This window comes from Acidobacteriota bacterium, from assembly GCA_016208495.1.
Classification (GTDB): Bacteria; Acidobacteriota; Blastocatellia; order Chloracidobacteriales; family Chloracidobacteriaceae; genus JACQXX01.
Map to the genome: position 1 here is coordinate 1 of JACQXX010000093.1, position 25,411 is coordinate 25,411.

General features: G+C 51.6%; 12 protein-coding genes. 10 read left to right on the forward strand and 2 right to left on the reverse strand.

Annotated elements, in window-relative coordinates:
• The 7 genes from HY774_19305 to rpoD form a co-directional block, all read left to right on the forward strand.
• A partial coding sequence (locus tag HY774_19305; GenBank protein ID MBI4750638.1) for a hypothetical protein occupies positions 1–182 on the forward strand: 182 nt, incomplete at its 5' end.
• A 99-nt stretch (positions 183–281) separates the two neighbouring features.
• Positions 282–3,434, forward strand: coding sequence for a tetratricopeptide repeat protein (locus HY774_19310; protein ID MBI4750639.1), 3,153 nt, complete (start codon positions 282–284; stop codon positions 3,432–3,434).
• 159 nt (positions 3,435–3,593) lie between these two features.
• The gene (locus HY774_19315) at positions 3,594–7,466 is read left to right on the forward strand and encodes a tetratricopeptide repeat protein (protein ID MBI4750640.1); all 3,873 of its coding nucleotides are present in this window, start codon (positions 3,594–3,596) and stop codon (positions 7,464–7,466) included.
• An 894-nt stretch (positions 7,467–8,360) separates the two neighbouring features.
• Complete coding sequence (locus tag HY774_19320) at positions 8,361–8,624, forward strand: integration host factor subunit beta (GenBank protein MBI4750641.1); 264 nt, start codon at positions 8,361–8,363, stop codon at positions 8,622–8,624.
• 254 nt (positions 8,625–8,878) lie between these two features.
• Complete coding sequence (locus HY774_19325) at positions 8,879–10,600, forward strand: hypothetical protein (GenBank protein ID MBI4750642.1); 1,722 nt, start codon at positions 8,879–8,881, stop codon at positions 10,598–10,600.
• 97 nt (positions 10,601–10,697) lie between these two features.
• Complete coding sequence (locus tag HY774_19330; protein ID MBI4750643.1) at positions 10,698–12,614, forward strand: DNA primase; 1,917 nt, start codon at positions 10,698–10,700, stop codon at positions 12,612–12,614.
• A gap of 72 nt (positions 12,615–12,686) precedes the next feature.
• Positions 12,687–14,579, forward strand: coding sequence for an RNA polymerase sigma factor RpoD (gene rpoD / locus HY774_19335; protein MBI4750644.1), 1,893 nt, complete (start codon positions 12,687–12,689; stop codon positions 14,577–14,579).
• Positions 14,580–14,974: 395 nt separating this feature from the next.
• Here rpoD and HY774_19340 read toward each other — a convergent pair whose 3' ends face one another.
• A complete protein-coding gene (locus tag HY774_19340) occupies positions 14,975–15,553 on the reverse strand; it encodes a hypothetical protein (GenBank protein MBI4750645.1) in 579 nt (192 codons plus the stop codon).
• A 316-nt stretch (positions 15,554–15,869) separates the two neighbouring features.
• Between HY774_19340 and HY774_19345 the strand changes: the two genes are divergently transcribed.
• The 3 genes from HY774_19345 (at position 15,870) to HY774_19355 (ending at position 24,591) form a co-directional block, all read left to right on the forward strand.
• Positions 15,870–19,586 (forward strand): protein kinase, encoded by a 3,717-nt coding sequence (locus HY774_19345; protein MBI4750646.1) that lies wholly within the window; start codon positions 15,870–15,872, stop codon positions 19,584–19,586.
• Between the two features lie 498 nt (positions 19,587–20,084).
• Positions 20,085–23,663 carry a protein kinase gene (locus tag HY774_19350; GenBank protein ID MBI4750647.1) on the forward strand — a complete coding sequence of 1,193 codons (3,579 nt, stop codon included), beginning with the start codon at positions 20,085–20,087 and terminating at the stop codon, positions 23,661–23,663.
• A gap of 226 nt (positions 23,664–23,889) precedes the next feature.
• Positions 23,890–24,591, forward strand: a complete 702-nt coding sequence (locus HY774_19355) for a Uma2 family endonuclease (protein ID MBI4750648.1) — start codon at positions 23,890–23,892, stop codon at positions 24,589–24,591.
• Between the two features lie 62 nt (positions 24,592–24,653).
• On the opposite strand, the gene HY774_19360 is transcribed toward HY774_19355, so the two are convergent.
• Positions 24,654–25,031 (reverse strand): cupin domain-containing protein, encoded by a 378-nt coding sequence (locus tag HY774_19360; protein MBI4750649.1) that lies wholly within the window; start codon positions 25,029–25,031, stop codon positions 24,654–24,656.
• Between the last annotated feature and the right edge of the window lie 380 nt (positions 25,032–25,411).

A 25,411-nucleotide genomic window follows, 5' to 3' on the forward strand; every position in this document is an offset into this window, starting at 1 on the left:
TCCACGAAAAACGAGATCAACCCAGCTTCCAGCGCCCATCCGGGCGCAAACCACTGCGGACCGACGCTCCGGTGGTGTGCCCAAAGCGGCAAACCACCGGCTATTGTCCGGCGCCCATCCGGGCGAAAGCCAATTCGGAATCACCGAAATTCCATCCCCTATTTATGGGGACTTGTAGTTAGGGATTGGGGCTGAAGACTCTCTTTCACGTGTAGGTTTTTGGTTTTGCACCCCGAAGATTGCGATAATATAAAGCCATAAAAAATCAGGGAGGGGCGGCAATGATGAAAAAAATCAGAATAATCATCGTGTTGAGTCTCGCAAGTTGTGTGGTTGCTCCGACACTTCACTTCTTGCCAGTCACTCAGGCGAGTAGCCATTCAATCGGAACTCCTCCCATTTTAACCCAGAACCCTCAACCCCACGTCTTCAGCCCCAAGTCTTCAGCCCCAAGCCCTGGTGTTCAATCCCTGAACCCTGGGGAGAAGCACCAGTATCCGCTCGAACTCAACTCCAACAGTTTTCTGAGGGTGCTGGTTGAGCAAAAAGGCATTGATGTCGTCGTGCGTCTGCTTGGCCTGGATGGAAACCCCGTTCAGGAAGCCGACAGCCCCAACGGTACCAACGGCTCGGAGTTACTTTCCCTGATCGTTGACCAGGCTGGAAACTACATTCTGGAAATTGAATCCCTAAATAAAAAGGCTCAGCCAGGAAAGTATGAGATCAAAATTGAGGCGATGCGGGTTGCTACGGACCAGGATCGCGCGCAGGTTGAGATCCAAAAGCTCGTTTTGGAAAGTGACCAGCTTCGACTGGCCGGAAAGTATGATCAGGCGCTTCCGCTTATCCAACAGGCATTGGAAAAGAGTCAAAAAGTCTTTGGACCAGAGTATTCTTTGGTCGCTTCCAATCTCGACAACCTGGCAGGGCTTTACCAGGCCAAAGGCGACTATGCACAAGCCGAGCCGCTTTTTCAGCGTTCCCTGGCAATCCGTGAGAAAGCATTGGGACCTGACCACCCGGCGGTTGCCAACAGCCTGAATAACCTGGCAGGGCTTTACCAGGCCAAAGGCGACTATGCGAGGGTTGAACCACTGTACCGCCAGGCGCTGGCAATCCAGGAGAAAATCTTGGGTCCTGACCACCTCATCATCGCTTACAGCCTCAATAATCTGGCAGCAATCTATGGGATCAAAGGCGACTTTGGAAGCGCCGAGCAATTGTACCGGCGCTCTCTGGCGATCCAGGAAAAAGCACTCGGGCCAAGTCACCCGGCGGTTGCCAACTGTCTGAATAACCTGGCCGTGATTTACAAAGTCAATGGTGACATGGCAAAAGCTGAGCCACTCTTCCAGCAAGCACTGATCATTTTGGAGAAAGCGGTGGGCCCTGACCACCCACTTGTCGCGACTACTCTCTACAATCTGGCTGGACTGTATGTTTCTCAAGGCGGATTCACAAAAGCTGAGTTGCTCTATCAACGTGCGCTGGCGATTCGTGAGAAAACGCTCGGCTCTGATCACCCGGATGTTGCACTTTGTCTGAACAGCCTGGCCTTGCTCTACTGGGCGGTCGGCAACATGACTCAAGCCATTCAATATCAAATCCGTAGTAACGAAACAACTGAGCACGACCTGATCCGGAATCTCGTGGCTGGGTCTGAAAACCAAAAAATGCTATATCTGAAAAAAACGAGAGCATACACGGATCAAACAATCTCTTTGCATGTCCAGGCCGCACCGGGTGACTCAGCCGCCATCAAGGCTGCCTTGATGGTGATTCTGCGTCGTAAAGGGCGGGTCCTTGATGCCATGGCCAGTGCCATAGCCGGATTGCGGAATCAAAGTGATCCCGAGATACAAAAACTACTGGATGGCTATGCGAGTCTTGTTAACCAGATTTCAGTCCTGACGCTCCGAGGTCCAGGCAAAAAAAACTCCCCAGACCATTTTGCCGACTTGCAGTCACTGGAAGCGCAAAAAGAAAAGCTCGAAGCGGAGATCAGTCGTCGTAGTGTAGAATTTAAGACCCAAATCACTCCGATCACGCTCGAAAATGTTCAAAAGCTGATTCCGGCAGATGCCAGTCTGGTCGAATATGCCGTTTACCGGCCCTATGACCCAAGAACCGGTAAGGCTGAAAATGTTCGGTACGTGGCCTATGTGTTAAAGCCATCGGGTTCCGGCCCTGAATTCAATTCAAGCGAAGACTTAAGATTTGCTGGGCGAAGGCAAACTCAAACGAAACAATCCCCACCTGACAAAGTGAAACCCGGAACCCGGAACCCGGAACCTGGAGCCCTGCACTGGGTTGACCTTGGTGAAGCAAAACCGATTGAGGAAGCCGTCAATGCTTTCCGGCAGGTGGTCCGCACCCGGTTGAGCCCGGATGTCGCTCCGGGCAGGAGGCACGCCGGGCAGGAAGCCGAGACACAAGGTGTCAAAGTTCTGGGGCGGAAGCTGGAAGCCTTGATTTTCGAGCCGCTCCGAAAAGTGCTTGGCCCAACCAGGCGGGTGCTGTTGTCGCCAGATGGAGTGCTCAACCTGGTGCCCTTTGACGCATTGGTCACTGAAAAAGGCACTTACCTGGTCGAGGGTTACGAGTTTTCCTATCTGACGAGCGGGCGTGATCTGCTCCGGCTGCAAAACGGAATCCAGAGTGAACAGCCTCCGCTGGTGGTCGCAAACCCGGACTATGCCGACGGCTCAGGCCCACATCTACTGGGGCACCAGTTTTCCCGATTAAACCGACTGGCGGGTACTGCTTCCGAGGCGAAGCAACTCAAGGCTCTGTTTCCCAAAGCGATGGTGTATCTCAACGATCAGGCGGCTGAAACCGTGGTGGCCCAGGCCAGGCGACCAGAATTTTTGCATATCGGTACCCACGGGTACTTTTTTACCGATGTTGAACCCGAACCAGTGGTCGCTGCTGAGTCTGATCAGATGTCAAAACCCACTAAGCGCTTCGTCGAAGTGAAATCAGCCAACCAGGAAAACCCGTTGCTGCGGTCTTGCCTGTTTTTGGCTGGCGCCAACAAAGCCAGTGACGAAACGAGCGACGGCATCCTGACGGCGCTGGAAACCGCAACGCTTAATTTGTGGGGCACCAAACTGGTTGTGCTCTCTGCCTGCGACACTGGTGTGGGCGATGTTAAAAACGGCGATGGGGTGTATGGACTACGGCGCGCACTGGTGCTGGCCGGGTCCGAAAGCCAGATGGTCAGCCTGTGGCCGGTTTCGGATACCGGGACGCAAGATTTGATGATTCGATATTACCAGTTGCTCAAAAACGGTGCTGGTCGGTCAGCGGCACTCCGTCAGGTGCGGCTGGAATTTCTGAAAAACCCACGGCGGCGGCATCCATTTTACTGGGCAAGTTTTATCCAATCAGGGGAATGGAGACCGTTAGAGCGAAGTAGCGAAATAGCGAGGTAGCGAGTAGTCAGAAAAATAAGCGATTTAGGCCCGCAGGGTCGCTGTATAATAGCCGTGGCACGAAGCCCACGGATTTAGGGCCCGCAGGGTCGTCAGGTAATAGCCGTGGTGTTCCAGCCCACGGAGTAGCGAATAGAAAAATCATGAGAGGTGTAGTCAATGGGGAAAAACATCCGAGCGGTGATGGTGGCAAGTCTTCTGAGTTTGGGACTGGTCCAATTTCTTTCTCTACCATCAGACACCAGGGCGAGCTTTAAGGTGACGGCAATTTGTCCGACGTCAACCCGGAACCCGGTTTTCCAGACCCTGGCGACTGGCCAGACACTGGAACGTGAATTCAAAGGTGGGGAAACCCATGTCTATCCATTGAAGCTGAAAGCCGGTTTTTTTCTTGATGTTGAGGTGAAACAGCAAGGAATCAATGTCGTGGTTCGGCTGATTGGACCGGATGGGAAAAACGCCGGTGAAGCCAACAAATCCGCTGGAACAAAGGGGCCCGAGTCCCTGACTTTGATCACTGACAAGGCAGGCACCTATCGGCTTGAAGTCGAACCGGTTGAAAAAAATGCGCTCGCCGGAAAGTATGAGATCAAACTCGAAGCACTCCGCGTGGCCACCGCCCAGGATCAGGTCCAGATTGAGATCAATGACCGGCTGGCTCAGGTTGAAACGTTCCTCAATGATGGAAAACTTGATGAAGCTCTGGCCGTGGCACAGTCAGCAACTGAGAGAGCTGGGCAGGTTTTCGGCGCCGAATCAGTTCAAGCCGCTACCTGCCTCAACTCACTGGCCATTTCGCACTGGTTTAAGGGAGATACCGCAAGGGCTGAGACACTTTTTCAGCAATGTCTGGCCATCCGTGAAAAACTCCGGGGGGCGGAACATCTGGAAACCATTGAAAGTCTCAATGGGTTAGGTGCCCTCTATCAAACCCTCAAAAAAGTTGAGCAGGCGAAACTGTTGCTCGAACGAGCCCTGGCTGCACGTGAAAAAGTATTGGGAGATGATGACCCAGAAGCAATTGAGACCCGCAATCGGTTGGGGTTGATGTATTCAAACCAGCGCGACTTCGCCAAAGCTGAGCCGTTGCTCGTCAAAAATTTGACCATCAGTGAAAAAGTATTGGGACCTGATCACCTGCAAACCGCCACCTATCTCAACAATCTGGCTCAGTTGTACCAGTTCAAAGGCGAATACCAGCGGGCGGAACCGCTCTATCAGCGGGCAATCGCGAATCGAGAAAAAAACCTGGGGCCAGACCATCTGGAAGTTGCGACCACGCTCAACAATCTGGCTCACATGTATCTCAACCAGTTTGAATTTGCGAAAGCTGAGCCGCTCCTGCGCCGGGCGCTGACCATACGGGAAAAAGCACTTGGGCCAGACCATTCAGAGACCCTGGTTCTCGTGGCCAATCTCGCCATTGTTTCCTGGGGAAATGGTAACTATGAGCAGGCGGAAACACTTTTTCGACGCTGTCTTGCGAGTCAGGAAAAAACACTCGGCCCCACCCACCCACGGGTTGTCTCGATCCTGAACAATCTGGCAATGGTGTACAGAGACAAAGGTGACTTGACCCAGGCTGAACAGTTGTATCAGCAGGCGTTGCTCATCAAGGAAAAAACTTTACCACCCACTCATCCTGACCTTGGTCTGGCCTATAGCAATCTGGCCATGGTCTATTTTGAAAAAGGGGAGTATCCCAAAGCCGAAAATCTGTTTTTGAAGGGGGCAGCCATCCGGGAAAAAGTACTTGGACCCAATCATCCCGATCTTGGGCAAACGCTCAACAACCTGGCTGTCCTTTACAAAGAGAAAGGTGATTTTGCGAGTGCTGAGCCATTGTACCGCCGGGTGTTGGAGATCAATGAAAAAGCCCTTGGGTCGGAAAATACCAACGTTGCCGTCAGCCTCAATAACCTGGCGGTGCTCTATGATGAAAGCGGTGAGTTTTCCAAAGCGGAGCCGTACCTGAAACGGGCGCTGGCGATTTGGGAAAAAACCTTTGGCCCTGACCATCCGAATGTCGGTCTGGCGTTACGAAACCTGGCTGGTCATTACGACGATATTGATGACACTGAGGCGGCAGAGCGCCTGTACCAGCAAAGCCTGAGTATTCTTGAAAAAGCACTCGGACCCGATCACATCGAAGTTGCCGGCACGCTCAGCAATCTGGGCAGTATCTACCAGAAAAAGGGAGACGAAAAAGCGGAGCCGCTCTTTGAGCGTGCGCTTGGTATCCTGGAAAAGGCTCTGGGGCCAGATCATCCAGATGTCGCGCAAACACTTGGGAAGCTGGCTGGAATTTCCTGGGCGAAAGGGAACACAACGGAAGCGCTCAACTATCTAGTTCGATCCAATGAGACGATTGAACGAGACCTGAAACGCAATCTTATTTCCGGCTCTGAGCGACAAAAAGTACTGTATTTAAGGAAAACGAGTGGGTTTTTGGATTCCACGCTTTCTCTGCAGGCTGAGGTTGATCCAGGCAACCAGGAAGCACTTCGAGCTGCAATGACGGTTGTGCTTCGGCGCAAAGGCCGGGCGTTGGATGCGATGGCCGAAACGTTTGCCACCTTGCGTCGTCAGAGCGATCCTGAAACCCAGACCTTGCTCGATGAGTATGCAAACTTGACCAGCCAGATTTCGACACTGACTCTGAAAGGCCCTGGGAAAAATAAACCTGAAGAGCATCAGGCATATATCAAGAAGCTTGAAGTCCAGAAAGAGAAACTGGAAAACGATATCAGCCGCCGGAGTGTTGAATTTGCCGTCCAAACCAGACCTGTGACGGTTGAAGCCGTGCAGCAACTCATTCCAGCCGACGCCGCACTGGTGGAATTTGCCGTCTATCGTCTGTATGACGCCAAAACCCAAACCTATGGCGCTCCGCATTACGGTGTCTATGTGTTGACCAGCCAGGGCGTGATCAAGAGTGCCGATTTAGGGGAAACCGAACCGATAGATGCGGCGATTGCCCAACTGCGGCAGGCGTTGCGCAATTCAAAAATGACGCTTGGCGACCGGCGAAATTTGATCAATGTGACTGGAACTCCTCAGACTTCGGAAACGGTGATGGTCAAGGCCCGAGTCATAGACCAGTTGATTCTGGCACCGGTCCGCAAGCTGATCGGCGCCCAAACCCGGTTGCTGATTTCACCAGATGGCGACCTGAATCTCATTCCCTTTGCGGCACTGGTGACGGAACGCGGGAAATTCCTGGTCGAAGACTACCTGATTACTTATCTGACCAGCGGGCGCGATTTGCTGCGCTTACAGACAAAACTTCCTTCCCAGCAACCCCCGCTCGTCGTGGCCAATCCAGATTATGCCGTCGGAACTGGACCAAAGGTAGCTGGCCAGTCGGTCAATCCATTATCGCCGCTTCCTGGAACTGGCCGGGAAGGGCTGGCAATCCAGAAATTATTTGCCGATACCCGGCTGGTGCTCCAGGCTGATGCCACCACGGATGTGGTCAAAAATGTGCATCGGCCCGAACTCTTGCATATCGCCACCCACGGCTATTTTCTCAAAGATGTTCAAAAACCAGCTTCAGGTGAGGTTGAACGGGGCGCCGGCCAAAATCGCTCGCTCGTACCTGGAACCCTGAGCGTTGAAAACCCGCTGCTTCGGTCATGTTTGTTTTTTGCGGGTGCCAATCGCGGCGGGGAAACCAACAACGGCATTCTGACCGCGCTGGAAGCGGCTCAGCTTGATTTATGGGGCACAAAACTGGTGGTGCTTTCAGCCTGCGACACCGGCGTGGGCGAAGTCAAAACCGGTGATGGTGTTTATGGAATGCGCCGGGCCCTGGTGCTGTCTGGGAGCGCCGCGCAAATGATCAGCCTCTGGCCAGTCTCGGATCTCGGAACACGAGAATTGATGGCTGAATACTACACCCGCCTCAAAGCCGGGGAAGGCCGTTCCGAAGCCCTGCGTCACACCCAGATCAAAATGCTCAAAGACCCACGGCGGCGACATCCTTTTTACTGGGCAAGTTTTATTCAATCGGGTGAGTGGAGGCCGCTTTAGAGCTGAAGAAGGCGGGCTGAAATCAAAAGATAAAAAAGTCACCTGTTCCCCCATAAGCGCCAAGATAAGGAAAAAACTGTGATTTCGAGGTGATTTTATACCATTTAGGGCTGAGGGTATCGGGCTAAGGGCTAAGTACCTTACCGAAAATTTCCAGACATTTTGAACCACGAAACACACGAAATACACGAAAAAAATCAAACACTTACCAAATCCAATATCTCAGAAAACTTATGACAAGGTACTTAAGTACAAGTCACCATAAAAGAGGGATGAAATTCGGCCACTCAATGGGGAGGGTCCCGGTTTTCGTGGAATTTTCGGCTGCTGGCTCACGACGCCTGTTCCAGCGCCCATCCGGGCGAAAGCCAATTCGGAATCACCGAAATTCCATCCCCTATTTATGAGGACTTGTACTAAGGGAAATACAATTCTATCAATAACTTAACCTCTTATTAATACGATAGGATCATTCCAAAATGGTATTAACATCGCCCTTGCCAGGCTTGGGTCTCGTCTTGGCCGTGACCGTGGGCTTCACACCACAGCTATTCCGCGACGCCCGTGCCGGGCTAAAAACCTTATCCAGGCGCTTATGCCGCTTCCCCCTCTCCGTTTTGGACCGGGCCAATATCATGCCCTTGGGACAAAGGTCTGTTTGATGAGACCAGTCTGAAACGGCTGTGAGGGTGGGTGTCAGGCCGACCAAAAAGTGTACCAAAACCAAAAATTCCTTTTTCCGTTCTGGTTTTCCGCTTTTTTTTAACCGGTAGCTCCCTGCAACTACTTGACAGATATTCGGTTACCACATACTCTTCGGGCTTGCTTCATCTACTCAACATAAACAAATAACCTCAATAGGTCTTCAATTTTTCGAATCTTGATGGAGGATCCGTGATCAAGCTCGACATCGTCAATCGTGTTGCCGATAAAACTGGCGTCCCAAAAACCAAAGCAGAAATTGCTGTTGAAGCACTGCTTGAAACCATGAAGAAAGCCATGAAGGAAGGTGAACGCATCGAACTGCGCGGCTTTGGCGTGTTTGTTGTCAAACCCCGCAAGCGTGGCATCGGGCGCAACCCGCGTACCGGTGAAGTCACCGACATTCCACCCGGCAAAACCATCCGCTTCAAACCGGGCAAAGAACTTTGCCAATAAGGTAGGAAGGATGAATTTTGAATTATGAACCAATCCAACCGGTGTGGTTCAACCTGAATCACTTTTCATAATTCTTCATTCTTCATTCTTCATTTGATTTTCACCCCACCCAGGGCTTGAGTATTTGAGTTATTTCACCCCGGTTTGTGCTTCACGCCACCGGTTTTTGGAATTTGCTCTTGCACTCAAGCCCTCTTTTTTCTTCAATTCAACAACTCCCTCACTTTACCATTTCAATCTGGATTCAATTTTTTATGCGTTTTCAAAATCGGCTGCGGGTCGCAGCTTCGGTGGCGGTATTGGCTCTTTTCTTGACTTTTTCAACGAATCTGGTGCGTTCAATCCAGGCAAGCACGTCCGAACCGGACATCCAAAAACCGGCACCCCGGAGCACGGCACCCCCAGCAGTCACGACAAAGGTCACGACAAAGTATGCCCCGAGCGGTGGACCAGCGACGCTGACCTACTCTGAACTCATCAAATTGAGTGAGGTAAACAAACGGTTGTCGCCAGGGTTGCAGGCCAAAATGGACCGCCTGCTCAAAACGCCATTTATCTGGAATGGCGCCACTCCTCAGCCCCGATTTCCAACCGACCCCAAAGTAGGCAAAGTTCTGCGGGTGGCCGAATGGAATATCGAACGTGGCTTAAACTTCGACCTGGTGGTGGCGGCTCTTTCCGGGCCTGAAAGTTTCGCCAAATGGATTGATCTTGAAAAATATCCGGTCGGCGGCAAGGAATACCAGGCCGCCATTGATCAGGCCAGACTCCTGCAGGACGCCGATGTGCTGGTTCTCAACGAACTGGATTGGGGCGTCAAGCGAACCGACTATCGCAACGTCGCCAAAGAACTGGCCACAGCCCTCAACATGAATTATGCCTACGGGATCGAATTTCTTGAAATTGACCCGGTTCAGGTCGGAACTGAAGAATTCGAAGGCTTGCCGGATGCGGATCGCGCCCAACTCAAAAAGGAAATCGCGGTTGATAAAAAACGGTTCCTTGGAATGCACGGGACAGCAGTCCTGGCCCGCTTCCCGATCCTGAATGCCAGCATTCTGCGGTTGCCGGTCGCCTATGACTGGTTTAAAGAAGAACAAAAGACCGTTTCCTTGCCTGAAAAGGCCAAACGGCAGGCGCTTGATAAGATCTTTTTGGAAAAAGTCCTGCGCGAAATTCGGCGTGGCGGACGTAACCTGCTCCGGGTTGACCTGGAAGTACCAGAACTGGCGGAAAAAACCCTGACCGTGCTGGCGCTTCATACCGAAAATAAGTGCAAACCCGATGGACGGCAAAAACAACTCCAGGCCGTGCTCGAAACGGTAAAATCAATCTCCAACCCGGTGGTTCTGGCTGGCGATATGAACACCACCTTGAGCGATGGAACACCGACTTCGATCAAACGTGAAATCACCAAGCGCCTCGGCAGTAAACAATTTTGGACCGTTCAGGGAATCAAATATGCCACCGGCGTTGGTCTGGTGTGGGATGTCGTCACTGGCGGCATCAATTTTCTGAAAAATCAGCACGATCCAACCGCGCGACATATTCCAGTGGTCGCACCCAATCCCGAAGTCAAATTCTTTGAAATGCTTGAAGGGTTTCGTTTTGACGATGGCTATGCCTTTGATTTTCGAGGGAATTCAGATCGAACCGTGGATGGCCGCAAAGGGACACTCGCCAATTCAAACCAGCGAGGAGGGAAAGGCTTTACCACGACGTTTGCCGTCGAACGCACGATTGGTCCGGCTGGACGGTATAAGCTGGACTGGGTGTTTGTGAAAGCCTACTCAAAATCACCTCGGGATGGAGCTCAGCCCTATAAATTTGCACCTCATTTTCCTCGGACAATGGCCGAAATCAATGACGTCACCAGGGAACGCATCTCAGACCATTGCCCCATGACCGTTGAACTACCCCTGACCGAACCCAATATCGCCACCGGTGAACCAACCGAAGATGAAGCAGCCGAATAATGTCAGTACCACCCGCGTCAGTGGGTGGATTGGGGATCACTCCTGGCCCACCCGCTGACGCAGGTGGTACTGACAAACCAATTCCAGGGGTGCCGCAATGTCCTATCCGCAACATGTTGTTGATGAAGTCCGCTCGCAAGCCGATATCGTTCGGGTGGTTGCGGATTATGTCGCGCTCAAAAAGCGTGGGGCGGCCTACATTGCCTGCTGCCCGTTTCATCAGGAAAAAACCCCCAGCTTTAATGTCCATCCTGGAAAGCAACTGTTTAAATGCTTTGGCTGTGGGGTGGCGGGGAATGTGTTCTCGTTTGTGATGAATATCGAACATGTTCCCTTTCCCGAAGCCCTCAAGATCGTGGCTCAGAAATGCGGCATTCCGTTGCCGGAACGTGAGTTCACGCCCCAGGCCCGCGAAGCTGAACTGGAGCGCGAACGCCTCCTGGAATTAAACGAATGGGCCTGCCAGTTTTTTGAAGCCCAGTTAACCCGGCCTGAAGGAAAAATTGCCCTTGACTATCTCACCGAGCGAACCATTTCAGCCGAAACTCGCGGCTTGCTCCGGCTAGGCTTTGCCCCGGATCGGTGGGATGCACTGAGTGGGTACTTGAAGAGTCGGGGCGCCACCGTCGGTGAAATCGAAAAAAGCGGACTGGTGACCGTCAAGGAATCTGGAAATGGTCATTATGATCGGTTTCGGGGTCGGCTGATATTTCCCATCATTGACACCCAGGGTCGAATCGTCGCTTTTGGCGGGCGAATTTTAGGTGACGGCGAGCCAAAATACCTCAATTCCCCAGAAACCGTGGTTTACACCAAGGGCAATTTCCTGTACGGGCTGTCACTGGCCAGGGAACACGTTCGACGGACTGGATTTGCCGTGGTGGTTGAAGGCTACTTTGATTTTGCCCTTCCGTTTCAGGAGGGAATTCGCAACGTCGTGGCCACGCTGGGGACGGCTTTGACTGAAAATCAGGTGCGGTTGATCCGACGGTTTATGGATTCACCACGGGTCATCATCAATTTCGACCCGGATCAGGCCGGTCAGGCGGCAACCCGCCGCTCGATTGAAATCTTTCTGGAACAAGGGTTTAAGGTGAATGTGCTTCTGCTGCCATATACCGATGTCAAGTATGACCCGGATACCTATGTACGGACGTTTGGCGGGGCGGCCTACCGAACTCAATTAAAAAGCTCACAACAATTCATCGAATATTTGATTGATCAGGGCAGTCTGGAGTTCGACACGTCGCGTCCGATTGGAAAGGTCAACGTGATTAATCGGGTGCTGCCCTATCTGGGGCGGATTCAGGAGCCGATTGAGCGGGCGATTTATACCGAATTGTTTGCTGACCGGCTCAAGATTGATGACCGATTGCTGCGGGACGAACTCAAAAAAGCGGCCTCCGGGCAACAAACCACCATTGCCACGACCCAACGCCGGATTGAACAACAAGCCTCGCTGAAACCAGTGGAACGGCGGTTGATTTCGTCACTGCTGGCAATGCCGGAACTCTGTGATTGGGGCATGCAACGACTGGCCGGCACTCAAATTTCAACCACACCGATGGGTGAAAAATTCCTGCGGGCCGTCCGGGAAGCCCATCAACGATCTCTTGCCATTGACTATGACGCGCTACGCGCTATTCTCACACAATTTCAACGCGAAGAACGTTCACCAGATACTTCAACCGAACTTCCCTTTTTCGACCCTGAAGCCCCTTCAATCACTGAAGATCCGGCCTCATTGCTGGACGAACAGGTGGAATCACTCTTAGCTGAACTCTTTCTCGAAACCGAAACACCAACCGATGAAGAATCTTTTCAGAAGACGTTTGAAATCCTTGAAAATTCGGTCCTGGCGTTAGAGCGTCAGTATTTGGAACAGGCTCTGGCACAACTTCAAAGTCAAATCGAGCGTTCCAGTCGAGCTGGAGACCATGAACAGGCGGCTCATTTTGCCATGCAAAAACTCGAACTCACCCGGCAGCTTGAAAAGTTCAGACGGTTCACTTGATGCCAGGACGACTGCGTAATCAAACAGTCATTCACCCAACTACCAACACCTGGGCACTTATCAAAACACGTTATGTCCATTCACGAAAACTATCAGGATGATCTCGATAAACTCCTTGAAGGGAAGCGGAAAGACTATCTCTCCTATGATGAACTGAACCAGTTACTGCCGCCTGAGATCAATTCCGCCGAGGAAATTGAAGCCCTGTTTGATGTGCTCAGTGCCAAAGGTATTCGGTTTGGTGAGGCAGATGCCGCGGATAAATTTGGCTCAGACCTGATTGATGAAAAGAAACTTGAGGAATATGAGGAAGAGGAAGCCGAGGGACTGGACCTGTCAGCGGGTGCCGACCGGCTCAATGATCCGCTGCGCACCTATTTGCGAGAGATGTCAATTGTCCCCCTGCTCACGCGTGAAGGCGAAGTCGCGATTGCCAAACGGATTGAACAAGGCGGCATTCGATTCCGACGCAATCTGTCGCGCTCGTTGATCGTGGCGGAAGAGGTGATTTCGATTGGTGAACAACTCGAAGCCCGCCAGCTTTCGATCCGCGATGTGATTGCAGTTCCAGAAACCGAATTGTTTGATGAATCAGAAGTCGAAGCCGAATTGGAGGCCAAACCCGAGACACCGGAACCGACCTTGAAAGAAGTGGAAGTCGAACTGGTCGCTGAAGATGATGATGAGTCTGGTGAAGAAGATCTCGATGAACCGTTGGTCGAACCAGAACCGCTTCAACTTAAAGCTGAAGAAGAAGTTGTGATCGCGCCGCCGTCTCAAGCTTCTGAGATTGACAGTGATTCCTTGCTTGGCAAAACCCTGAAATCCATTGCCGAAATTCAAGCCGCCTTTTTTGAAGTCCTCACCTTACGCAAGGCTTTTTTAGAAGCGGGAAGAAAACCGGCGGTGCTCGTTCCGCTCAAACGGCGCTATACACGGGCGCGAGTTCAACTGGCAAAAATGATTCGCGGGGTCGAGTTTACCCAACATATTCTGGAACTGTTGCTGGCTCGGCTGGCCAAAACGGCGCATGAAGTCCGCCGAACCCGGCTTGAAATTGGTTCGCTCCAGCAACAGGTCGAAGAACTGGCCGAAAGCGGCGATGAAAAAGGGCTTCGAAAACGGCTCCGGACAGTTGAACGCAAACTCGCTGCCCTGGAAGAAACCCACCATTCCAGTGCCCTTGAAATTGAACGAACCTATCAGGCCGCACTCAGTGGTGAACAAACAGCCAGTTATGCCAAACGAGAACTCATCGAAGCCAACCTGCGGCTGGTGGTGTCAATTGCCAAAAAATATACCAACCGGGGGCTGGCCTTTCTGGATTTGATCCAGGAAGGCAATCTGGGACTGATGAAAGCCGTGGACAAATTTGAGTACCAGCGAGGATATAAGTTCTCAACCTATGCCACCTGGTGGATTCGACAGGCGATTACCCGTGCGATTGCCGACCAGGCCCGGACAATTCGCATTCCGGTGCATATGATCGAGACCATCAACAAGCTGGTGAAAACCTCGCGGCTGATGGTTCAGGAACTGGGGCGCGAACCATCACCCGAAGAAATCGCCCAGCGCATGGAGATTGAACTTTCCAAAGTGCGCAAAATCATGAAAATCGCCCAGCAGCCCATCAGTCTGGAAACCCCGATTGGTGAAGAAGATGACTCACATTTGGGCGACTTTATCGAGGACCGGACGATTGTCAACCCGGCTGAAACGCTGACGCTGGTGAAACTGCGCGATACGATTGATGACCTGTTGAAAACGCTCACACCCCGTGAAGAAAAGGTCATCAAGATGCGATTTGGACTTGATCCCGGCGGTTCAGAGCATACCCTCGAAGAAGTCGGCAAACATTTTGCCGTCACCCGTGAACGCATTCGTCAAATTGAAGCGAAAGCGTTGCGCAAATTGCGCCACCCTTCGCGCAGCCGCAAGCTCAAGTCATTTATGGAGGGAATCTGAGGCAGGGTTCAGGGTTCGGGGTTTGGGGTTCAGGGTTTGGGGTTTGGGGTTTGGGGTTCAGGGTTTGGGGTTTGGGGTTTGGGGTTTGGGGTTCAGGGTTCAGGGAAAAGACAAAAGGGACGAAAAGGACGAAAAGGACATAAATTCGAAAATCCCGAACCGCGAATCCTGACAATGTGACCAACTGACAAGGTGACAAGGTGATTTCTTTCATCCCTCATCCCTCATCCCGACGAAAAGGACATAAATTCGAAAATCCCGAACCGCGAATCCTGACAAGGTGACAAGGTGACAAGGTGACCAACTGACAAGGTGACAAGGTGATTTCTTTCATCCCTCATCCCTCATCCCTCATCCCTCATCCCTTCCGAAAACCCCTAACCCCTATCTCTGCTTCATCCCCGCTTTGGCTTTTTTGGTTTAGCCTTTTTCTTCGGTCCAATCTCTTTCAATTCACTGCGCGTGAAATATTTTGCAATTGAGGCTGGAATAAAATAATCCCACCGAAAAAACAAACCCGAGAGCTCCAGGACAATCGTTTTCAATCGGGCTGCAACATGGTTGCCAATCCCCTGGTTTTCCACAAAAGACAGGGTATCTTGATATAAATGTTCAAGTTTTTCAGTGAAGGTCTCATCCGTGGGCCGGAACTTTCGAGCAAATTTGACACTTTCCTCCAGGGCATACACCATCAGTTCGGCAATGTACTCAGGGGCCTGGGCTGATTTCCGGAACCTCATGATGACGTCTTGAACAAGTTCCAGATTTGGGAGGTCGGTCACTGATTGAACCTTGAACACTTCACTGATGGCTTTTTTATACTTCTTCAGTTGGCGAACAATCGCATCGGCCTGCATTTTTGCCTCAAAATGCTCCTGGACCGTGTCATATTCGTTTGAAAGTTGAATGATTTCCTCCATCAGTTCTTTTTTTGATTTGGTCTTTAAGTACCGCTCAAATTTGCGTTTATCCATAGTTCCCCACAGTCCTGAAATGGCCTGAACCACGATTTTGGCAGCTTCCGGTTTTTGTCAGATGTTCACTGTATTGAAGCAGACAAAGAGAGTGAAGACCAGTCTCCGCAATTGAGGGTTGACTCATTCAGGTTTCTCCCCGCCTGAGAATTCAACCGCAATAAACTGCTGGAGTTGTCTCAAAAATAGGACGTCGGAAACTTGCGAAAATTTCACGTAACCCTATACTGTCCCTCACTTAAGTCAATTCCCCGCCACCTGACTCCATTTCTTCCTGAAAAATCAAATGATGTTTGCGCGAATATTGAGGCTGAGCTTGAGCTTTCTGCTCCTGGTCCTGGGATTGGGCCTGGGGTCGTGCCACGTTTTGGCCACACCGCCCACAGCGCAAATCAAATTCCATACCCTCTCAATCGAGCAAGGGCTTTCGCAAAGCTCGGTTCTCTGTATCTGGCAGGATCAAGATGGGTTTCTCTGGTTTGGAACCCAGGATGGACTGAATCGCCATGATGGATACCATTTCCTGGTGTATCGCCACGATCCGCAAAACTCGACCAGCCTGAGCAGCAATCGAGTCGTTACTCTGTTTCAGGATCAATCCCGGAGACTGTGGGTCGGCACCAACCATGGGCTCAACCGATTTGACTCGGCAACCGGTACCTTTACTCGATTTTTGAATCGGCCACAGGATCCAACCAGCCTGAGCAGCAATCGTATTTCGGCGATTTGTGAAGATCACTCCGGAAGATTATGGATCGGTACCGCGGATCAGGGACTGAACTGGCTTGAGTCCGAAACCGGATTCAAACGCTTTCAAAATAATCCCCAAAATTCCAGTAGCCTGAGCAGTAACCAAATCTCGGCTTTGTTTTGTGACCGGGCAGGTGTGATTTGGGTTGGTACAGATCAGGGAGAACTCAACCGGTTTGACCCAACGACCGGAAACTTCATTCGGTATCCGACACAGCCTCAAAATCCATTTGGGGGGATCAAGAGCCAGATTCGGATGATACTTGAAGATCAAGCTGGCTTCCTGTGGGTTGGGACGGCAGGTCAGGGACTTTTTCAGGTAGACCGGGTCACGGGGACCGTCACTTCCTTTGCACATGACCCAGGCAACATACTTAGTTTAAGCAATAACAGTGTTCGCGCCTTGCTCCTGGATCAAAAAGGAAGGCTCTGGATTGGAACCGACACCGGGTTAAACCGGTTTGACCCAGCCAGTCAAACTTTTTCCCGGTTTGTGAATGATCCGAGAAATCCATTGAGCCTCAGCCACAATGATGTTCGCTCACTGTATGAAGACCAGGCTGGCTCACTCTGGGTCGGCACGCTGGGCGGTGGTGTCAACCGACTGGATCAAAACACCCGGACGTTTGTCCACTATTTCCATGATCCTCAGAGCCCCCAAAGCTTAGGCCACAATGGTGTTCGCAGCCTGTATTCAGACGCCGAAGGGATCGTCTGGATTGGGACCAATGGTGGTGGATTGGATCGGCTGGACCGCACCACCGGTCAGATTCGACATTTCACCAGTCTGCCAAATCAACCGAACAGCTTGAGCAGTAACCGCATCTGGGCGATTTGCCCGGATAAAAGTGGTGACCTCTGGATTGGAACTTTGGGTGGAGGACTGAACCGCTTTAACCGAAAATCGGAAACGGCACTTGTTTACACCTCGGACCCCAATACCCCCACGACGCTCAGCCACAATACGGTCGTGGCCCTGTGCCCCAGCCGAAAAGGTGGAGTCTGGGTTGGCACGTCTGGCGGCGGCCTTAATTATCTTGACCCGGACACAGGTATTTTTACCCGATTCCCAGTTGATCCCCAAAATCCACAGGGGTTGAGCAGCAATGACATTCTGGCTCTTTATGAAGACAAACGGGGACTGGTATGGATTGGGACCTCGGATTCCGGCTTAAATTGCTACGATCCCCAAACCGCTGTTTTCACCCGCTTTCAGCCCACGGCGGGAGATTCCAAAAGCATTAACAGCAGCAGCATTCGGGCTCTCTACGAGGACCGGGCGGGTGTGTTGTGGGTCGGCACCGACAGCGGACTCAACCGGTTTGACCGTGAAACCAAAACGTTTACAGCCTTTACCATTGCCGATGGGCTTCCGAATAATGTTATTTACGGCATTCTTGAAGACTGGGCGGGGAATTTGTGGCTCAGTACCAATAATGGCTTGTGCAAATTTCACACGGTTACGCATGCCTGTCACAATTATGACCTCCGTGACGGGTTGCAAAGCAATGAGTTCAATACCGGCACCTGTTTTCAAAATGCCCAGGGGGAAATGTTCTTTGGCGGCATCAACGGGTTTAATGTATTTCACCCGGAAACGATTCAGGATAACCCATTTATCCCGCCGATTGTCATTACCAGTTTTCGCAAGCTTGATCGTCAGATCAATAGCTCGAATGCCCAAAATGTGATCGAACTCCGCTATTTTGAAAATCTTATTGCGTTTGAATTTGCAGCCCTGAATTACACACTTCCAGAAAAAAATCAGTACGCCTACCGGCTTGTCGGATTTGATAAGGACTGGATTTTTTGTGGTGATCGCCGCTATGCCAGCTACACCAACCTGGAACCAGGCGACTATGTGTTTTGGGTCAAAGGTTCAAACAACGATGGGGTGTGGAATGAAACCGGGGTCAAAGTTCGGCTGCGAGTGATTCCGCCGCCCTGGAAAACCTGGTGGGCGTACGGTTTTTATCTGGTATTGACCAGTCTGGCGGTTTTTGGCGGGTATCGCTTCCAGGTCAATCGGGTCCAGGCCCGCGTCCGATTGCAGGAAGCCCGATTACGAGCTGAAACGGCGGAAGCCCAGGCCCAAAGTGCCCAGGCAAAAGCCGAAGCGATTCAGATTGAAGCCCGAGCCGCCGCCAAACTGGCTGAGCAAAATGCGGTGTTGGATCGCAAAAACAAAGAACTTGAGCGAAAAAACGAAGAATTGATTGCTTCTCAACAACAGGCGGATCGGATCTTTTCCGCCCTGGCGGAAGCCTTGCCCGGGACGGTTCTGGATGGGAAATATCGCCTTGACGAAAAAATCGGGGCGGGCGGGTTTGGCGCCGTGTTTCAGGCCACACATCTCCAACTCAATCGGTTGGTGGCGGTCAAAGTGTTTAAGCCCAAACCCGGAAACGACAGTGCCGATGCCATCGAACGTTTCAGACAAGAAGGCATTTCGACCTCGCGCCTCAATCACCTCAATGCCATTCACGTCCTGGATTCAGGTATTTCCAGCGAAGGGATCGCCTATCTGGTCATGGAATTGCTTCAAGGTCACACCCTGGCAGATGAAATCAGAAAACACCATCTGTTACCGTTGCACCGATGTGCTGAAATCACGGCCCAGATCTGTGAAGCACTTGCGGAAGCCCACCGATTGGGAATTATTCATCGCGATATCAAACCCGAAAATGTGTTCCTGAACCAGACGCCCACTGGGGAAATTGTCAAGGTGCTTGATTTTGGAATCGCCAAAATGCTGAGCGAAGACACTGATGAAGAGATGGCCCATCTCACGGCGACTGGCGGGCTGGTTGGGACGCCGCTCTATATGGCGCCCGAACGGCTGGAGCGAAAACCCTATGATGGCCGGTCTGATGTCTACAGTGTGGGCATCATGGTCTATGAAATGTTGACCGGGAAGACCCCGTTTGACCCTGGATCTAAAGGGTTAATCGGGATTGTGATGGCTCACCTCAAACAAACACCGCCCCCCTTGAGACAGTTCTTTGTTGATCTGCCACCCGATATTGAAGCAATCGTGATGTCAGCCCTTGAGAAAAACCCGGAAAAACGACCTCAAGCGAAGGAGTTTGGCGAGCAATTTTTAAAAACGGTTCGCACTCTCGAATCTTCCCAGGAACTCACCATTGTTGTTCGACCAGGCACCACGACAGAAAACACCAACATGCCCACGGTGAGTCTTCAGTTTTCAACCATTTCCGACGTCCCCACCGGAACCCCAATGGCAAACCATCTCGATATCCAGCCGTCATCAGACCAGGAGTGAACCCATTGAGGGTCATACGTGCCAGGATAAGGGAACAACATCCGACCTGGACAAGAAGACAAGGAGACAAGGAGATAACGGGCATGAGCGCCAGGATAAAAACCTCCGTGTCCTTTCCGGTGGCATTGAACGACGATCTTGTACGGGGGTGGATCTTGCCCTGGCCGTGACCGTGGGCTTCGGCACCACGGCTATTACACAACGACCCTGCGGGCCTGAAATCCTTATCCTGGCGCTTATGGGGATGAGGGATGAGGGATGAGGGATGAGGGATGAGGGATGAAAGAAATCACCTTTTCACCTTGTCAGTTGGTCACCTTGTCACCTTGTCACCTTGTCACTCTGTCACCCTGGTTATTGAAGGCTGGGGCACATCCTGCTACCCTCACCAGTGATTTCACTCAACCTTCCATCCATTTTCGAAACCATCGGCGTGCAACTCACGGGAACACTGTCAATCAGGCATTACCTTGGGGACTGGAGGTGAATCCGCATCGTATGGATTGCTTTAACCACTCCGCCAGAAAAAGAATTTCCGTCTGGGGATGGTTTCTCCTGGGGTTTTTGCTCTTTCCCCCATCGGTTCTGGGGATCAATCCCGACAAAGCCATCACTCAGTATGTGATCAAAACATGGCAGGACGAATTGCCCCAAAACTCGGTCAATGCCATTGCCCAAACCGCTGACGGATATCTCTGGTTTGGGACCTATGAAGGTCTGGTCCGGTTTGATGGCGTTCGGTTTACCGTTTTTGATCGGAGCAATACCCCTGAATTTCAATCCAATCACGTCTGGCGATTATTTGTTGACAGCCAAAACCGACTCTGGATTGGGACCCTTGGAAGCGGCCTGTATTGCTACGAAAACGGGCGATTTACCCACATCGGCAGTGCTGATGGGTTGCTGAATAATTTTATCCGAACGCTTGCCGAAGGCCCAGACCACAGTCTCTGGATTGGCACTGATGGCGGTTTACACCGCTATCGGAATGGCCAGGTCACCGGGTTCACTGAAGCTCAAGGCTTGAAAAGCAATCTGGTAACGTCGTTTTGGACTGATCATTCAGGCGCCTTTTGGGTTGGCACCGACAAAGGGTTGAATCGGTTAAGCTCAGATGGTCTTCGACTGATTCCGTTTGCGGATGAGCTTCTGTCCAAACGAATTTTTTATCTTTCGGAAGACCCTTCGGGCACGCTCTGGGCCGGGACAACCGATGGTGTCATCCTCATTGATGCCAATCGAACCCAGGGTACCCGGCACCCGAAGCTGTCTGGGCTGCGGGCCAATGCCATCTGCCGGGACCGTGACGGCTGCGTGTGGTTTGGGGTATCGGGAGAGGGCGTTTTTCGGTTTACTGAGAAAGGGCTCAGTTCATTGTCAACCAAAAATGGGTTGGTCAACGACCGAATCCGAAATATTTTCGAAGACCGTGAAGGAAATATCTGGATTGGTACTGGCGGTGGCGGTGTTACCTGTTTGTCTGATGGAAAGTTTGTCAATTATACGGTCAAGGAAGGGCTAAGTACTGACAGCATTCGGGCTGTGTATGAAGGTCTGGACGGTGCCATCTGGATCGGAACCGACAGCGGCGGGGTATGTCGGTATCAAAACGGGGAATTTCAAACTTTTTCCACTCAGGATGGCTTGCCTGGTGATATTGGTCGGGCCATCGTCCAATGTCGGGATGGGACGCTGTGGGTGGGGACTTCGCAAGGGTGTGCCTGGCGTAAGGATGGCAAATTTACCCCGTTGATTCTTCCTGGCGGGTTTGAATGTAATATTATTTCGGCACTGTGTGAAGATCGAAACGGCGGCCTGTGGATTGCTTCGTTTGAAGGATTATTTTTCCTGAAAGATGGAAAATTGAGTGTTTTCACCACCGCCAATGGATTGCAGGACAATGAAATCCGGTCACTGTATCAAGACCGCCAGGGCACGTTGTGGGTCGGAATGTACGGCGGAGGGATTGATTGCATTCGAGATGGAAAAATAACCAAATATCCGCTTCCAAATACCTCAGGCCAGGCCAGTTCAGTCTGGGCCTTTCATGAAGATCAGGCTGGAAATCTCTGGATTGGGACCGATGCCGGATTGCTCAGACTGCGGCCAGGAATATTGAACCGCCTGACCACCAGCCAGGGACTCTTTAGCGATACCATTTTCCAAATTCTGGAAGATGGCCGGCACAATCTCTGGATGACGTGCAACCGGGGGATTTTTTCGGTTCCCAAGGCGGAGATTGAAGCGGTTTTCACCGGTGAGGCCGCCTCAGTTGGCTGTACTGTGTATGACAAACTCGACGGGTTAAATTCCAATCAATGTAACGGCGGTACTCAACCTGCTGGTTGGAAAACCAGGGATGGAAAATTGTGGTTCCCGACATTGCGCGGTGTGTCAGTGATTGACCCGGAGCGGATTTCCAAAAACCTGAAGCCTCCGCCAGTGGTGATTGAACAGGTCCTGGTTGATGGCCGACCGGTCCCAGTCGCCGAAACATTGACCATCCCTCACACCATGGAGCAGGTTGAATTTACCTACACCGGGTTAAGCCTGATTGTCCCCGAGCGAATCAAATTCAAATATATTCTGGAAGAGTATGACAAAAACTGGGTTGATGCCGGCACCCGCCGGACGGCCTATTACACCAAAATCCCGCCCGGGAACTATCGGTTTCGACTCATTGCCTGCAACCAGGATGGGATCTGGAACGAGACTGGGGCGGTGCTTTCGATTCGAGTGCCGACGCCACTGTGGCGGACGTGGTGGGCAATTTGTTTGTATGCTATTGGAAGCCTTGGACTTGGGTGGGGTGGGGTGCGTTTTCGGATTCGAACGCTCCAGCGGCAAAATGAAATCCTCGAATCCAAAATCGTCCAGCGAACGGCTTTGATCGAAGAGCAAAAAGCCAATCTGGCTCAGCAAAAAGCTCGACTTGAAAACCAGAATCAGCAACTGGAACAAAAGAATCAGGAGCTGGAGGCGTCACATCAGCAGGCCGACCGTATCTTCTCCGCCCTGGCCGAGGCATTGCCCGGAACGGTGCTTGATGGCAAATACCGCCTGGAAACCAAAATCGGCGCCGGTGGATTTGGCGTGGTGTTTCGCGCCACCCATTTGACCTTAAACCTCCAGATTGCCGTCAAGGTTTTTAAACCACTTCACGGGAATGACAGCGCCAAAGCCGTCGAACGGTTTAAACGCGAAGGGATTTCGGCGTCGAGACTGAGCCATCCAAATGCAATTCGGGTGCTTGATTCAGGAATTTCAGATGAAGGCATTGCCTATCTGGTCATGGAATTTTTGCGTGGCTGCACGCTGGCCCAGGCCATGCGTCGTCAGTCGCGGTTTTCGATCCAGCAGTGTATTGAAATTCTGGTTCCCATTTGCGAAGCCCTGGCCGAAGCCCACCAGTTGCAAATCATCCACCGGGATATCAAGCCGGATAATATTTTTCTCAATCAGACGATTGAAGGTGAAGTGGTCAAAGTGGTGGACTTCGGGATCGCCAAAATGGTCGGCGATGAATCCGGCGGGGAAATGGAAAAACTAACCCAAACCGGAGGCTTTCTGGGGACGCCGCTCTATATGGCACCTGAGCGGTTTTTGGGCCAGGGCTACGATGGGCGGTCCGATGTGTACAGCGTCGGTGTGATGTTTTATGAAATGCTCAATGGGAAAGTGCCGTTTCCCGTCGGACCGTCGGGGATAGTTGGGGTGATGATGGCACACTTTAATCAACCGCCTCCGTCATTGCGGTTGACGGATCCTGAAATTCCAGAGGTCGTTGAAGCCTTGATTGAGCAAACGCTGGCCAAAGATTCCACGAACCGGATGGATGCCAGAGAGCTGGCTCACCGCCTGCGCCAACTGGCTGAAATGCTTCCCGCCAATGTACTGAATCGAGTCCCCGGCAGGACAACTCAAGGCATTGCCGATACTGCGATTGAAGAAGCCGAAACGCTGGGGAATTCACTGATTCATCTGGCCGAGACTGTGACGATTGGTACGGCGGATAAATCTGACAAAACCACCGTCGTTGGGAAACAAGCGGATCTGGAAACCGATCCAGACGGATAATACTTTTTAGGGTTCCGGGTTCCGGGTGTTCGAAGCGGGCGCGGTTCAGAGCAACAGCGCCCTTACACCTTATTACTCCGTCACCTTGTCATCCTGTCATTGTGTCCTGGTTTTTGCCGCGTCGCGGCGGCTGAATTGAGGCAGGTCGTTGACGGCTTGCGGCTGTGATATAGTTGGGTTATGAACGGTTTTTCTGAAAGTCCACATCCAAACAGGTTCAAAATTTATGTCAACACCAGCCAAACCACTGATTCAAACTGAAATTTATTATCCGGAAAGCGATGGTCAACCAATGGCGGACAATACGCTCCAATTTGAATGGATTGTAACGATTAAAGAAGGACTCGACGTGATGCTTCCCGATGATTTTGTCGGCGGGAATATCTTGTGGTATCCGATAGAAGGCAGCCCGTTTCTGAAAGTTGCGCCGGATGTGCTCGTGGCGCTTGGCCGACCCAAAGGTGACCGAAGTTCCTACAAACAATGGGAAGAAGGTCATATTGCTCCGCAGGTCGTGTTTGAAGTTCTCTCGCCTGGCAATACGTTTGAAGAAATGCAGGACAAACAAGGATTTTATGAAGAGCACGGTGTGAGTGAATATTACATTTACTCTCCGCATCGAAACACGCTCTGGGGATGGCGGCGGATGGAAAACCGTCTGGAACCCATTGCCGGGATGAGCGGATGGGTCAGTCCACGATTGGGAATCCGGTTTGAACGGACACCGGAAACCCTGCATATTTTTAAACCCAACGGAGAGCGGTTTTTGACCTTTGCCCAACTCGAAGCCGAACGCCAACGCGAACGGGCTGAGAAAGAACACGAACGGGCTGAAAAGGAGGCGCTCCAGGTCAAGCTTGCCGAGCAGGAGCAGGAACTTGAACGCCTGAAGCAAAAGCTCAAAGACCATGGCCTGACGGTGGAATAGAAAAAATGTGGAGTGCGGCGGCTTGACGCCGTTTTGCAAGCCCGCCGCACTCCGAAAAATCATCAGGCTTGCCAGGGAAGTGGAATGACTTCTCCGGTTTCTGTCTCAACCCGAACTGGGGACATTCCGAGCGTCGCCACCAGAAACATCGGTTCTTGACCGGTATTGATCAGTTGGTGAACCGCGTTCGGCGGTACAATCAGAGTTGAATTTGGACCAAAGTCAGTGGTTTGACCATCAATTGTAACGATCCCAGAACCTTTTAAAACCACAATCACTTCCTCACAGTCGTGGCGATGAACTGGGGTTCCCGCCTGCGGTTCAATCGTTTGCATCCAGGTTTCCATCGTCGTAACGCCCTGGGGACGTCCGGCAAGCGTCTGGTGCTGGAGTCCCGGCAACACAAATGTTTCAATCTCAGAATGTTGAATAACCGGCATAAATGTTCCTTTCAAAAAAGTATTTGGAATGAATGATGTCCAGTCCTGACCAGTGTGGTCGGGTGGTGCGACTGGCGTATAACCCCAATTCGGCCAGAGTTGTTTCGAGTTTTTTCAGCTCATTCTTCATTCCCTAAATTTCGCCCAAAATACTGACCACTTCCTCAGTTTTAGCCTCAAATGCGGTTGACCCAGCCCAAACCAAAGGACATAAGGGACATAAAGGACATAAAAGACCTGGTGGAAGTCGGTTTTGTGGGAGTGACACCGAAGAGTTTGGTGAATTTTCCTACTTCTAGTGGGTGGGCCTTATTGATTCCAAACCCACCCGCTCACGCGGGTGGTACTGACAAATCCTTTGTTTCCAACCACTAACCACT

Bases quoted from the DNA above. Each gene is read 5' to 3' on its own strand.
- HY774_19310 (MBI4750639.1), top strand. From the start codon at position 282: ATGATGAAAAAAATCAGAATAATCATCGTGTTGAGTCTCGCAAGTTGT.
- HY774_19315 (MBI4750640.1), top strand. From the start codon at position 3,594: ATGGGGAAAAACATCCGAGCGGTGATGGTGGCAAGTCTTCTGAGTTTG.
- HY774_19325 (MBI4750642.1), top strand. From the start codon at position 8,879: ATGCGTTTTCAAAATCGGCTGCGGGTCGCAGCTTCGGTGGCGGTATTG.
- HY774_19330 (MBI4750643.1), top strand. From the start codon at position 10,698: ATGTCCTATCCGCAACATGTTGTTGATGAAGTCCGCTCGCAAGCCGAT.
- rpoD (MBI4750644.1), top strand. From the start codon at position 12,687: ATGTCCATTCACGAAAACTATCAGGATGATCTCGATAAACTCCTTGAA.
- HY774_19340 (MBI4750645.1), bottom strand. From the start codon at position 15,553: ATGGATAAACGCAAATTTGAGCGGTACTTAAAGACCAAATCAAAAAAA.
- HY774_19350 (MBI4750647.1), top strand. From the start codon at position 20,085: ATGGATTGCTTTAACCACTCCGCCAGAAAAAGAATTTCCGTCTGGGGA.
- HY774_19355 (MBI4750648.1), top strand. From the start codon at position 23,890: ATGTCAACACCAGCCAAACCACTGATTCAAACTGAAATTTATTATCCG.
- HY774_19360 (MBI4750649.1), bottom strand. From the start codon at position 25,031: ATGCCGGTTATTCAACATTCTGAGATTGAAACATTTGTGTTGCCGGGA.